We start from the raw sequence: 13,822 nt of genomic DNA on the forward strand, positions 1-13,822 counted from the left end.
GTTCGAATGTCATCCGTTACGCCCGAAGTCGCAGACGTTGTAGCCAGGACGAAGTGGCGCCCAAGGCGTCACGCAATTGGGTGGCAGTGATGCTGCGTTCTGCCGCGTTGAAACTCAGCGCCGTTCGCAGGGCTGGCCAGCAGTGTTTCGGTAGATGCTTGGGTGCTTGCAGTTCTCGTTCGAGGTGCCCGTCGCGGGCCTCGGTCGAGGGCAAGCGGCGGAACGGGTGTTTGCCGCCCGCCAGTTCGTAGATCACGCAGGCCACGCCGTACACGTCCGCGCTGGCCGAAAGTGGCTGGCCTTCGAGCAGTTCGGGGGCGGCGTAGCCGGGGGTCCAGGCGTTGAAGCGGTTGCGGCTCAGGTGTGGCAGGCCGGGCAAGATGCCCTCTTGCGCCTGGCCGAGGCCGAAGTCGAACAGGCGCACGCCCTCTTCGCTGAGCATCACGTTGCTCGGTTTCATGTCGCCGTGCAGCACGCCGCGAGCGTGGGCGTAGGCCAGCGCGTCGAGCAGCGGCAGCGCGATGTCGCGCAGTTCTTTCCACGGCAGGCCCAGGGGCCGCTCGCAGAGCAATTTGTCCAGGGTCAGCCCCCGCATGAGTTCCATAGTGATGAAGGCGCGCTGGCAGTCGGTGTCCACTTCAAAGGTGTGCGGTCGCAGCACGTTGTTGTGGCGCAGTCGTCGGGTCAGGGCGAACTCGCTGTAGAGCAAGGCACTGGCATCCGGCGACTCGGCAAATTCTTCGCTGAGTATTTTCAGCGCGATGTAAGGATCGGGATCGCCGAACTGTTCGCTCAGCAAGTCCCGTGCACGGTAAACCGCGCCCATGCCACCGGCACCGAGCAGGCGCTCGATGCGGTAACGTCCCGCCAGCACGTCCGGCAGTTCTCCGATACTGGCCCGGGTCGGCGTCAGCGCAGGCTCGGCCTGATGCGGCTTTCCGTTTAGAGGCGTGGCGAAGGCGAAGTAAGTCAGGTTATTGGCTTCTTCCTCGGTCACCAGCAGGTCGTCGATCAGTGGCATGAGTTCAGTCATTGGCGGATCACCACGGCAGTCAGATTGTCCCGGGCCGAGCCACGCAGAGCGCCGTCGAACAGACGTTCCAGCGCAACGTGCGGCGCGGTCAGGCTCAGGGCGTTGCCCAGGGCATCGCTAGTCAGCCCTTGATACAAACCGTCGCTGCACAGCAAAAACGCATCGCCGGGATAGACCTCGAGTTCGAGCACGTCCAGGGTCAGCTGCTCGGCAGCCCCGACCGCACGGGTCAGGGCATGGGCGGCCGGGTGAGCCTGGGCTTGCTCGACGCTCATGTTCTGCTCGTCGATCAATTGCTGTTGCAGCGAATGGTCCTTGGACAGCTGATACAAACGCTGGCCGCGCCACAGGTAGCAACGGCTGTCACCGGCCCAGATGCAGGCCGCGCGATTGCCTTCCACCAGCAGCGCCACCACGGTGCTGCCCATGATGCTGTCATGGCGCCCGGCGGTGACGGTCAACTCCTGACCCAATCGGCGGTTGAGCCAGTGCAGGCACTGGCGAATACCTTTGAGTCGTTCGTCGAAGTCGTCCTGCACCGGCAACTCCGCCAGGCTGGCGACGATCAACTGGCTGGCGATGTCGCCGCCCTGATGACCGCCCATGCCGTCCGCGACCACCCACAGCCCCTGCTGTGGACAGTCGAGAAAAGCATCTTCGTTGCGCGCCCGAACCTTGCCCGGATCGGTACGCGCAGCGCTGCGCCAGGGACTGGCAACCAGCATCAGAGCTGCACCGGCATACGGAAAGTACGCAGCACACCCATGTCGAACGGGTTCGGCGTGCGCTGGCTCGTCAGCAAGTAGTTGGCGCGCAGGCCACCCACATCAGCCTTGAGCACCAACACGTCGCGACCGGTCAGGTACTCGGTTTGCATCAGGTCGAACAGACGGAACAGCGACCAAGGGCCGGAGTTCTTCTCGATGCCGATCGGGCGGCCAGCCATTTTGTCGAGGACCAGGCTGGTGCGACCGTCTTCAGCGTCGGTCGGCCATTTGAAGGACACCGGTACGATCGGGCCGTGGCGGTATTCAATGGTCTTGTCGCCAAACTTGAACTCGGAACGGCTGACGGCCGGGTCGAGGGTGTACGGCTCCAGTTTGAACTGCACTTGCGGCTCGGCCGGGTTGCTGGCGAAGAAGCTCTGGCGGATCACTTGTGCCGCGGCCATCTGGTCGAGGTAGACCTTGGAGATCGGCATGCTGTGACCGTCGATGCTGCGCAGGCGGTAGTTGCCTGGGTCGCCACTCACGAATGGACGCATGTAGTTGTCGAAGAAGCGGTCGGCGATGCCTTGGGCCTTGAAGAACTCGCGGAAGTCGCTGATTGCGACATCGCTGGTGCTGTGGGCGCTGAACGGGTAACGCTTGTTGATCGCCTTGCCGTAGAAGCTGTAGAGCTCGTTCTGATAACGCTGGTTCAGGTACTGGTAGGAATCGTTGAGCACCAGACGCCAGGTGTCTTCGGCCAGCACGTTGAACCATACGCTGACAGGGCGCGGCAAACGGTTCGACGCATTGCGCAAGTTGCTCAGCGCATCACGCTGGCCGCTCATGCGGGTCTTGGCCATTTCGAACGCAGCCTGTTCCGGCGCACTGGCACGGGCCAGGCTCGACAGTTGCAGTTGCAGGTCGTTGAGTGCTGTCAGTGCCGGGGTCAGGTCAGCGGCCGGGCCGTTGTTGTCGTCCAGCAAGCGGTGCAGCGGTTCGAAGCGACGTTGCAGGGATTTCTTCGCGGTGTCCGGCAAGTTCTTGGTCATGTCTGCGGCTTTATCAGCAGCGGCCGCAGCGAGTTTGCCGAGCTTGCCGCCCTTCTCGCCCAGTTTGTCAGCCGCCTCGGCGGCTTCATCGGCACTGTCGGCGATCACCGGGAACCGGGTGTTCTCGCGCACTTCCACCAGCAGTTGCAGCACCGGGGAGTTGGCGGACGTCAGGCCCGCCAGTTGCTCGGCGCCTTCACCGGCGTCGTTGATCGGTGGCAATGCCACCTGGCCGACCGCTTCGCTCCAGAAGTTGGCGTAGTCGCGAAAATACAGCTGCTCCAGCTCGACCATCAGGCGACGCAAGTCCATGCCGCTGATGCCCGAGCCTTCGCCCAGCACCCAGTTGTCACGCAGGATGTCGGTGACCAGCGCCGTGCCCTGGACCGAGAAATACTGCTGATAACCCTGTTGGGTGTAGAACCCCGGAATCACGTAATCGGTGCCGACAAACAGCGCACCCTGCGGGCCCAAGTGTTGGCTGAAGCGGTATTCCGGCAGATTGCGAGCCTGCTCGCGCAGCATCCGGTAAACCACGTTGACCAGCGACTCGCTGCGCAGCACCTGACGCGCCTGCGCCACCAGTTGCTCGTTCAGCGGGTAGATAAATGGCTGCTTGAGCAATCGCTCGAAGTGCGTGTTCAAGCCGTTCTGCACTGCAGTGTTGCCGGCGTAGCGCAGGGACCAGTCAGTGGCGACCCAATCCTTGAGCCAAGCAGCATCGCGGCGATCCTTCATGTTCAACATCAGGTACGCACGCAGGCTGTTGAGCAGGCGTTCGCGGTCCTTCATGTTGGCGCGGATCTGCCCTTCCAGCAGGGTCGCAACCCGTGGCAGCAATTGCGCTTCAAGCTCACGCTCGTAGGCGCTCTTTACCACCGGATTGGCGTCTTCACCCTGGTACAGGCCGCCGCGCTCGTGGTACGACACGTCACCCTTTTTCGGGAAGACCTGAGTCGCCGCGTAGCGGGTGTCGAGGGTCTTGAGCACCGCCATCGAATCATCGCGCGCAGTCAGGGCCGAGCGTTGCTGATTCCAGGTTTGCGCCAACGAGCGCAGGTTTTCCAGACGCTCATAGTTGGCCGAGAAACCGCCAGCCCACAGCATGCCGAACAGCGCCAGTGCGGCCAGTGCGCCCACGTATAACGCACGTTGGCCCCAATGGATGCGGCTGCGCTCGCGCTTGTCCAGACCGGCCAGATCGGCCTCGGGGAAAATCACCCGGCTGAGCAAATGGTGAATGAACCGCGAACGGCCACTGCGCAGGGTCGGCAGCACGCCAGCGTTCATCCCCAGATTGGCGCCGATGCCGGCGGTGGTCTGGTCCATTTCCTGAGTCAGGTGTGGTGCGCTGGTCAAGTAGAAACCGCGCAACTGGCTGACACGCTGGTAGCGGTTGCCGGTGAACGCCATGTCGACGAACAGGCACAGACGCTCGCCGATCTGCCCCAGTTGATGCGGGAAGTCGAGGATGCGACCACGGCGCTGGGTGTCGCGCTCCTGGTGCATGCGCATGATCACCTGGCTGTTCAGGCGACGCAGCAGCTCTTCGAACTCGGCGCGCAGCACAGCCACGTCGGTGCCGCTCTGCTCTTTGCGGAAGCTGGTGCCGAGTACCTGATCGCTTTCTTCGCGGGTCAGCTGATCGAAGAACTCGTCGAAACCGAGCAGGCGGTCGGCCTTGCTCAGCACCAGATAAATCGGCACGTCGACGTGCAGTTTCTGATGCACGTCTTGCAGACGCGCACGCACCTGGCGAGCCAGGGTGTCGAGGTCTTGCTCGCTGCCGCCCAGCAGTGTTTCCACCGGGATGGTCACCAGCACACCGTTCAATGGACGGTTGCGGCGACGCTTGCGCAGCAGGTCGAGCAAGGTGCTCCAGGCGCTGCCATCGACTTCCGCATCCGGTTGGGTCAGGTAACGCCCGGCGGTGTCGATCAGCACGCCGTGGTCGGCGAAGTACCAGTCGCAATGCCGAGTGCCAAGGGTGTCGCGGGTGAGTTTGCGGTCGATCTTGTTGATCGGAAACTCGAGGCCCGAGAAGTCCAGCAGACTGGTCTTGCCACTGCCCTGCGGGCCGATCAGCAAGTACCACGGCAAATCACTGCGCCAGCGCTCGCTGCGACCGCGATAGAGGCTCGAGGTCTTCAGGGTTTTCAACGCATCCTTGAAGCGTGCGCGAAGCTCTTTCTGCTCTTCGTCGATCAGCTCTTCGCGGCGGATACGGTCCTGGCCGTCTTCGGTTTCTTCGATGGCCTTTTTGCGCACACCAGCGCGCCAGCTGACGAAGACCATGGTCAGGCCCCAGATCAGGAACAGCACACTGATGGTCAGCAGGCGGGAGGTCGAACCTTCCCAGAACTTGTAGTCATTGACCGCCAGCAGCGGCCCGACGAACCACACCAGCAGCGCGATAAAGAGCACCAGCAGCAGGGTCCAGACCCAGGTCTGGCGCAGGAATGCGCCGACTTTCTTGAAAAACTTTTTCATCACACGTCCCTGTTTACGGCTTCGACTGCGGCTGAACCGCGACCGGATCCAGCTGCTGGTAAGGTTGCAGAACGGTTTCGCGTTGCTCGCCCAATACCCAGGCGAAACCCGAATACATCACCACCAGGCAGACCACGGTGAACAGCACCACCATCCACGCCGGCACGATGCGCACCAGGCTGCGACGCTGATCGTTCAAGCCCTCCCAATGCGGCGACAGCTCACGCGGCACGTCGCCGCGCAGTTGACGAATCTGCCGATACAAAGCATCGCGGATGCCTTCGAGTTCGAGCATGCCGCGGGCTTGCACTCGGTACTTGCCTTCGAAACCGAGGGACAGGCACAGGTACATCAGCTCCAGCATCGGCAGGTGCTTGACCGGGTTTTTCGACAGACGATCCAGCAGCTGGAAGAACTTCTCGCCACCGAAGGTTTCGTTGTGGAAGCTGCTGAGCAGGCTCATCTGCGACCACTCGCTTTCGTTGCCCCACGGCGTGGTGACGACGGCTTCGTCGACCACGGTGCAGAGCACGTAACGGGCGGCCATCACCTGGCTGCTTTCAGCGCCGTTATGCAGCGCACGCACTTCAAACAGTTTGAGCCCGGCGGTCAGTCGCTCGTTGAGCGTGTACAGGTCTTCGCGGGTGTCGCTGTGCTTGAGCCGCACCACTTCCGACAGCAGCTCGGACGCCGCGGCCACCAGCGAGTTGAGGCTGATGTTGAACGCTTCGGCCGGGCGCAGGCGCGCGGCGTAGATCATCCGTTCTTCCAGCTGTTCGAAACGCGGCGGCGCAGCGAAGTCAGTCAGCGGACTCGACGCCGGGCCGTGGCCCTGGCGGTCGAGCAGGACGGTTTTGTCGTCCTGGTTGTATTCCATGTCCTTGATCATGTCGGTCAGTTCCTGATGGCCCAGAATTTCAGTTCAAGCTCGGCGAATTCGCCGGACACGTGAAACGCGAAGCCGCCGGAGCGCTCGAGTTGCGCCAGGTCTTCGGAACTGAGTTCGAGGATGAAATAGGTTTTGTTGGAGTGGAACGCGATCTGCCGTGGGGCCACCGGCAACGGTTTGACCTTGATGCCCGGCAGGTGCAGGTTGACCAGTTGGCGAATGCGCTCCACGGGGCCGACCTTGAGGTGCGCCGGCAAGCGATGACGCAGTTCTTCGGAGTCGCAGTTGGCACTGGCCGCGAGCACGAACGAGGCCGAACCCAGTAGTTTGTGGTCGTGCAAGGGCGACACGATGATCCCGTACTGACGCGCTTGCAGCACCAGTTCGATGGCGTGCTGTTCGAGCACCATCGACAGCACCTGACGAATCGCTTCCATCAGTTTGCGGAAACTCGCGCCCTGGTCGCTGTGCTGGTAACGGCTGTCCAGACGCGGGCGTTTGTTCTCGCTGGAAAACGTCGCCAGATCGCCGAGCATGGTCAGCAGTGTGCGGTACAACTCCTCCGGGTGAACCTGTTCCAGGCCGAGGTAATGGCGCAGCAGCAGTTCGGTGCGGTTGATCAGTTGCAGCATCATGAAGTCGCCGATTTCCGCGCCACCGACCTTGCCGTTGGAGCTGATCCGCTCGGCGATGGTGTCGCCCCGGTGGCCGAGCATGCTGATGACTTCTTTGAGGCACGACAGCAAGTAGCTGGAGGAGTGCGCCTGAATATAGGTCGGCACGAAGTCGGGGTCGAGGCTGATCACGCCGTCGGGCGTGGTATCGAGCACTTCGCAGATTTTCAACTTCACGTAGGCCTGATCGCTCTGCTGCTCACCGAGCAACAATTTGAAGTCCGGACGACCGCAGCTGACCTGGCTGGCGGAGTCGTCACCGGCATTGGAGTCGGCGACTTCCGCGTCGTACGCGGTGTAGCGCGCCAGCACGTCGGACTGCTCCGGGCGGCGAGACTCGATGTGGTTACCGGTGACCAACGGCAGGGCCAGGTAGATCGGCGTGTTGCCAGTGTTCGGCGGCACGTCCAGCGCCAACGGCTCTGTGTTGCCGCCCAGTTCGAACAGGCTGCCGTCCGGCAGAATCCCCGAGGCCTGGCTGATCACCAGTTTGCCCATGTTGAGGAACTGCAAGTCGATTTCCAGGTTCAGGAAGCCCCAGATGTAGCTGCCTAGCAACTGGGTACGGGTCTTCATCTGGTGGTCGTAGTAACGATCGTTGTGCTGGAAGTGCTGCGGACGCAGCAGCATGCCTTCCTGCCAAATGACTTTATGCGCATTCATGTTCAGTCATCCGCCTTGGCGAGCGTTTCGTGGGTATTGCGGATGCCGGCCTGATCGAGGGTCAGGTCAGCCACGGTGACTTCCAGCGCAGTGATTTGCACGGTGTAGCGCCATTTGGTTTCCGGCAGGTCGCGGTAGGCCGCGAGCACGCCGACGTAACGGCTGCCCTCCTCCACGCTAAGCTTGAGCTCGACGGTTTCACCCGGACGCAGCTCGAGTTCTTCGCTGGCCACCAGGTCCGGGACCAGGGATTCCTTGGCGCGTTCGTAGAGGCTGAAGAAGTCGGCGTTCTCGAACGTCACCGGGTGCTTGAGCTCGAACAGACGCACGACAATCGGCGACGGACGCCCGTTGAGGTCCGGGTTCAGCTGATCGCTGCCGGTGAGCTTCAGGTTGACTTTGGTCACTTTGGAATACGGCGACAACGACGAGCATCCGGCCAACAGCACGAGGGCAATGAGCGCCGTCAGCGTCTTGAAAAAAGCGGTCGAGCAGCGAGACATGCGCATCATCCTTGGTGGTCGGTGTGTAGGGTGGAAATCAGGCGGATCTGCTCTTCGTAGGCCTGGGCGAAGTCGCGGGCCAGCAGGCGCTCGCTCCAGTCATCGTCCAGACGCAGGGCCTGGTGATAACGCCCGTAAGCTCTCCAGCGACTGCCTGAAGTGGCGAGCAACGGCTTGTTGTCGCGCTCGAAGCGCAGGGTCAGTTGTTGCGGCGAGAAGTGCTCCAGGGTGCCGCGAACGGCGGCGCGACTGGCGGTCAGCAACGCGACCTGATGCGCCTGCAAATCGCGGAACGCACGGGAGATCGCTTGCTCGGCCGGCAACTGGCCCGGCTTGTTGCCCTGCAACAAAATGCCCAGCGCTTCACCGGCATCGACGGCAAATTTCAGTGGATTCTTGTGGGTGCCTTGCACGGTGGTCTGGGCCAGGCGCAGTTCGTTTTTCAGCTCGCTGCGGGTGCGCAGGCTCTGCTGCAAACCGCCGACACTCTGCTTGAGTAGACGCGCTGCGTTCAGCGCCAGGGCTTCGCGAGCGTCGTGGTCGAGGCCTTTGAGGTCCACGCCGAGGGCGGCACCGAAGTGTTCCCAGAAGCCTTCGCTCTGACGCTCGACCGCTTTCGGCGGCGGCGCTGGCGCAGGTTCTGCCGGGGCGGCGATCAGCTCCGGGACCATCAGGCTTTCCATGTCGATGCGCGCGTAGTCGGCACGCTGACGGGTGTCTTCGATGGTGGTGCTCGGGGAAATCAGTTCGTCGATTTCCGAGTACACACGCTCTTGCTGGTCGAGGGCATTCAGCGGGTCGAGGTCGAGGAAGGCATCGTCCGGAATGATGCTGCCTGCAGCCTGCGGACGGCCAACTTCAACGTCGAACGTCGCCGGGTCGCGCACCAGCCGCGCGCGGATCTCGAAGTCACCCAGCACGTACACGCTGCCGTGTTCGATGCGCATTGGCTCGCCTTTGCGCAGACGCGCACCGCTTTCGCTGTCCTGGATACCGTTGCTGCTGGTATCGGTCAGGAAAAACGTGCCTTCGCGGTAGCTGATCAACGCGTGGTGGTTGGACAGGTGACGCTTGCGGTCGGGGATGATCCAGTCGCAATCCTCGCCCCGGCCGATCACGCCACCGGCCTGCTTGAAGGTCTTCTGGCACAAATCCGTGGGCACGAACTGCTTGGTGTTCAGCATTTCGAAAACCAGTTCCATGGTGATACTCCTTGCGGTCACTTGCCGCGATTGACCGCCTGCGGATCACCCAATGGGCGATAGGTGTTGTCGTTGTATTTGTAATTGCCGCTACAGCCGCCGAGGCCGCATAGAACGACGAGGGTCAGCAGGACGGCTTGCCAGTGACGAACAGGCATCAGAGGGTCTCCAGGGGGTAGACAAAGCACAAAGCGCCGACCCGTTTGGGTGGCGCTGTTAGAAGCGAATGAGGCAGGTTCGAGCACTCTAGCCATGGGGCCTGAGCGCTGCCTTTGTGGCGAGGGAGCTTGCTCCCGCTGGGCTGCGGAGTAGCCCCAAAACCAGCTGTCCCGTTTATTCAGGCAGACCGTGTTGGCTGGATTGCGACTGCTGCGCAATCGAGCGGGAGCAAGCTCCCTCGCCACAGGATTTCGCCGCTCAAAAATGGGGTTAGCCATCGAAATCACCCAAATTGATATTCAGGCGCCCGAGGCGATAAAGCAGCGTGCGGCGCGGCAGTCCGAGTTCACGGGCGGCGAGGGTCTGGTTGCCGTCGTTTTTGCGCAGGCAGTCGAGCAGCAAACTGCGTTCGACCTGCTCCAGGCGTTCGCGCAGGTTCAGACTGTTGTCTTCCGGCATGGCTTCCATGCGCAGGGAGAAATGCTCGGCCAGCAACTCGCCGCCTTCGCACAGCAATACCGCGCGTTCGACCAAACCTTTGAGTTCGCGAACGTTGCCGGGGAAGGCATACCCGGACAGGTGATCCAGCGCCGCGTCGGACCAACGCACGGCATCGCGTTGCAGAAACGCGCAAGCCTTGTCGGCGAAGTGCCGGGCCAGGTCGAGGATGTCGCCTTCGCGCTGACGCAGGGCCGGCAGCTCGATCGGGAATTGCGCGAGGCGGTAGTACAAGTCCTCGCGGAATTTGCCTTCGCTGACCAGCACCGCCAAATCCCGGTGCGTCGCGGCGATGATGCGCACGTCGATCTTGTGGGTGTCGTTGGAACCCAACGGGCGGATCTCGCCTTCCTGCAACACGCGCAACAGCTTGGCTTGCAGGGACAACGGCATGTCGCCGATTTCATCGAGCAACAAGGTGCCGCCATTGGCCGCGTCGAACAGCCCGGCACGGTCGCGGTCGGCGCCAGTGAAAGCGCCTTTGCGGTAGCCGAACAGCTCGCTTTCCAGCAGGTTCTCGGGGAACGCCGCGCAGTTCTGCACGATGAATGCCTGGGAACGTCGCGGACCGCAGTCGTGAATCGCCCGCGCGACCACTTCCTTGCCGGTGCCGGTTTCGCCGCGCAGCAGCACGGTGTACGGGCTGTGCAACACTTTGCTGATCAGCGAATAGGTCTGGCGCATCGCCGCGCTCTTGCCGATCAAGCCATAACCGCTGACGCTCGGGACGCTAACCGATGCCGGTCGTGTATCGCCGGCCGGCCGACGCAAACGTTGCAGCAAGTGCAATTGGCCGAGCACGAACGAGCCCAGTTGACCGAGGGAATCAGCAAAGCCTTGCAGGTCAATCTGCCGGCGACTGGCACACAGCAGCAAACCTTCGACAGCCTTTTGCTGATTGACCAACGGCACGCACAACAGTGACTGCCAGGGCGTGGCCTGGAGCGGTAGAAAACTGGTTTCGTGCAGGCTGCCGCTCAGCTCGCTGAGGCATACCACGCGGTTCTGGCACAAGGAGAATTGCAGCAGTTGTTCACCGTTGTAATCCGCCGGCAGGCTCGCCCCTTCCCGAGGTTGCAGAATGCCGTTCAGGCACTCGGCGTTCATCCCCAGGCAGGTATGGGTCGCGTCCAGCAGGTACAGCTGCGTCAGCTCGCAGCCGCTGAGCTCGGCCAAACCGCGCACGAAGTCACCCAGCAGCGCAGCACCGTCCGCCGCGCGCGACAGGCTGGCGAATTGCGCCAGCAAGGCTTCGGCATAGACCAGCGGTTGCGGCACTTGAGTGAACATCACACCCACCTCAGGCGAACTCGCACATCACGCTGGCGTCACCATCGAACGTCGCATGCACACGCTTGAGGCTTTCGCCGGTAGCCATTGCGTCAAGCAAACGGTCAGCCACCAATGGCAGCACGTGCAGGTCCAGCAAGTGGTCGATCAGGCGTGCGCCGCTGTCGCTTTGGGTGCAGCGTTCGGCCAGGTGATCGACGAGGTCCTGGGAGTAAGTGAAATCGAGCTGACGACGGTTCAGGCGCTCGCCCAAACGACCGAGTTTGATTTCGATCAGCTCGCGCAGCACCGGGCCACCGACCGGGTAGTAAGGCACCACGCGCATCCGCGCCAGCAACGCCGGTTTGAAGTGCTTGCTGAGCACCGGGCGAATAGTTTCTTCGAGGACTTCGGCAGTCGGCCGCGCACCGTTTTCGCAGAGTTCGCTGATGCGGTCGCTGCCCAGGTTCGAGGTCATCAGGATCAGCGTGTTGCGGAAGTCGATCTCGCGCCCTTCCCCGTCGTTGGCCACGCCTTTATCGAAGATTTGGTAGAACAGGTTGAGCACGTCCGGGTCGGCTTTCTCGACTTCATCGAGCAATACCACCGAGTACGGTTTCTGCCGCACGGCTTCGGTGAGCATGCCGCCCTCGCCGTAACCGACGTAGCCTGGCGGCGCACCGATCAGACGCGAGACGGTGTGCTTCTCCTGGAACTCGGACATGTTGATGGTGGTGATGAAGCGGTCGCCGCCGTACAGCAAATCGGCGAGGGCCAGCGCGGTTTCGGTCTTGCCGACGCCGCTCGGGCCGACCAGCAGGAACACGCCGACCGGGGCATCAGGCTTGTTGAGGCCAGCGGCAGTGGCGCGCATCGAACGGTCGAGGGCATGAACCGCTTGTTCCTGACCACGAATGCGTGTGCGCAGGTCGATGGCGAAGCTCGCGACCTTGGCGTTGTGCTCACGGGCCAGTTGCGCCAATGGCACGCCGGTCCAGGCGCTGATCACTTCAGCCACCAGACGCGGGCAGACTTCGAAGCTCACCAGACGCTCCTTGACCTGGGCATCGGTCAGGGCGCGGTGAGTTTCGTTCAGCGCAGTTTCCAGGGACGCGACGCTTTGTGCTTCGTCTATTGGCAGGGTTTCAATCACGGTGCCTTCAGCGTCTTCTTCAACCGTGATGGTCGGTTCGACGGCAGCGGCTTCACGGGCCTTGGCCAGTTGCTGACGCAGATCCAACAGGCGCTCGGCCAGTGCTTTTTGTTCGGTCCAGAGGGTTTCCAGAGCGACCCTTTCTTCTTCGGCGTCGGCCAGGCGATCTTCCAGAGCGTCCAGCGCTTCATGGTCAATCAACAGACCGGCCTCGGCGTCGCGACGCAGGGCTTGGCGCTGACGGCCACCTTCGGCCAGCTCACCACGCAAGCGCTCCAGGCTTTCCGGGGCGGCGGCGAGGCTGATGCGCACACGGGCGCACGCGGTGTCGAGCACGTCGACGGCTTTGTCCGGCAACTGACGGCCGGCGAGATAGCGAGCAGACAACTCGGCCGCTGCAACCACTGCGTCGTCGCGCAGGTAGATGCCGTGGCTCTTCTCGTAGACCTGAGCCAGGCCACGCAGGATGGTTACCGCTTCGCTGACAGTCGGTTCGTGCAGTTGCACCGGTTGGAAACGACGGGCCAGGGCCGGGTCTTTCTCGAAGTATTTTTTGTACTCCGCCCACGTAGTGGCGGCGATGGTGCGCAACTCACCACGGGCCAGGGCCGGTTTCAGCAGGTTGGCCGCGTCGGAGCCGCCGGCATTGCCGCCCGCGCCGATCAGGGTGTGGGCTTCGTCGATGAACAGGATGATCGGTTTCGGCGAGGCTTTGACTTCGTCGATCACGCCTTTGAGGCGACGTTCGAACTCACCTTTGACGCTGGCACCGGCCTGCAACAGGCCCATGTCCAGCGACAGCAGTTCGACGCCTTTCAAGACTTGCGGCACTTCACCAGCCGCAATGCGCGAGGCCAGGCCTTCGACGATCGCGGTTTTACCGACGCCGGCTTCACCAACCACGATCGGGTTGTTCTTGCGCCGACGAGCGAGGATGTCGACCATCTGGCGGATCGCGCCATCGCGGCACAGTACCGGGTCGAGTTTGCCGTCGCGGGCCTGTTGGGTCAGGTTGTGGGTGAAGCGCTGCAGCAGCGATTCGCCGGGCACGGCGGGTTTACCGGTGGCCGGTTGTTCTTTCTGCGACAGCGCGAATTCTTTCAGGCGCTCGATGTTCAGCTTGGCCAGCAACGACTGATAACGGCTGCCGGCATAACGCATCGGGTTGCGCAGCAGGGCGAGGATCAACGCGGCTTGCTCGACCTGGCTCTGGCCCAACTCGAGGTTGGCCACCAGCAACGCGTCTTGCAGCCACTGCACCAGTTCCGGGGCGAACACCGGGTTACGCGAGGCGCTGTGCTCGACCCGCGATTGCAGCGCGGCGCTCAGTTCGCCGGCATCGACTTCGGCATCTTGCAACGCCCGTGCGAGCAGGCCTTGCGGGCGTTCCAGCAGGCCCAGCAGCAGGTCTTCGACGAGGATCTTGCTGCCGCCACGGGCGACGCAGCGTTCGGCAGAACTTTCCAGGTCTCGACGGGTTTCGGCGTCCAGCGCCTGGATAAGTTGTTGCAGGTCTACGTTGATCATGTG

At 62.5% G+C, this 13,822-nt stretch carries 10 protein-coding genes; all 10 read right to left on the reverse strand.

Features of this window, described 5'->3' with window-relative positions:
* Positions 1-16: 16 nt before the first annotated feature.
* A complete protein-coding gene (locus tag AC1RQB_RS02780) occupies positions 17-1,033 on the reverse strand; it encodes a serine/threonine-protein kinase (protein WP_063342116.1) in 1,017 nt (338 codons plus the stop codon).
* Positions 1,030-1,758: a PP2C family protein-serine/threonine phosphatase gene (locus AC1RQB_RS02785; protein WP_008007637.1), complete on the reverse strand. Its 729-nt coding sequence runs from the start codon at positions 1,756-1,758 to the stop codon at positions 1,030-1,032. The genes AC1RQB_RS02780 and AC1RQB_RS02785 overlap by 4 nt, the downstream gene beginning before the upstream one ends.
* Entirely contained in the window at positions 1,758-5,282 is a 3,525-nt protein-coding gene (tssM, locus tag AC1RQB_RS02790; RefSeq protein WP_063342115.1) for a type VI secretion system membrane subunit TssM, read from the reverse strand. Before tssM ends, AC1RQB_RS02785 begins: the two co-directional genes overlap by 1 nt.
* 13 nt (positions 5,283-5,295) lie before the next feature.
* On the reverse strand, positions 5,296-6,171 hold the full coding sequence (icmH, locus tag AC1RQB_RS02795; protein WP_063342114.1) for a type IVB secretion system protein IcmH/DotU: 876 nt from the start codon (positions 6,169-6,171) through the stop codon (positions 5,296-5,298).
* Positions 6,172-6,176: 5 nt separating this feature from the next.
* Positions 6,177-7,508 (reverse strand): type VI secretion system baseplate subunit TssK, encoded by a 1,332-nt coding sequence (tssK, locus tag AC1RQB_RS02800; RefSeq protein WP_063342113.1) that lies wholly within the window; start codon positions 7,506-7,508, stop codon positions 6,177-6,179.
* A gap of 2 nt (positions 7,509-7,510) precedes the next feature.
* Positions 7,511-8,011: a type VI secretion system lipoprotein TssJ gene (tssJ, locus tag AC1RQB_RS02805; protein WP_063342112.1), complete on the reverse strand. Its 501-nt coding sequence runs from the start codon at positions 8,009-8,011 to the stop codon at positions 7,511-7,513.
* A 5-nt stretch (positions 8,012-8,016) separates the two neighbouring features.
* Entirely contained in the window at positions 8,017-9,213 is a 1,197-nt protein-coding gene (gene tagH / locus AC1RQB_RS02810) for a type VI secretion system-associated FHA domain protein TagH (protein ID WP_063342111.1), read from the reverse strand.
* 17 nt (positions 9,214-9,230) lie between these two features.
* Positions 9,231-9,371, reverse strand: a complete 141-nt coding sequence (locus tag AC1RQB_RS02815; protein ID WP_007894589.1) for a hypothetical protein — start codon at positions 9,369-9,371, stop codon at positions 9,231-9,233.
* A 271-nt stretch (positions 9,372-9,642) separates the two neighbouring features.
* Positions 9,643-11,160, reverse strand: coding sequence for a sigma-54 interaction domain-containing protein (locus tag AC1RQB_RS02820; RefSeq protein WP_008007647.1), 1,518 nt, complete (start codon positions 11,158-11,160; stop codon positions 9,643-9,645).
* 10 nt (positions 11,161-11,170) lie between these two features.
* Positions 11,171-13,819, reverse strand: coding sequence for a type VI secretion system ATPase TssH (tssH, locus tag AC1RQB_RS02825; RefSeq protein ID WP_063342110.1), 2,649 nt, complete (start codon positions 13,817-13,819; stop codon positions 11,171-11,173).
* Between the last annotated feature and the right edge of the window lie 3 nt (positions 13,820-13,822).

This window comes from Pseudomonas sp. GW822-FHT02E03 (assembly GCF_058802325.1).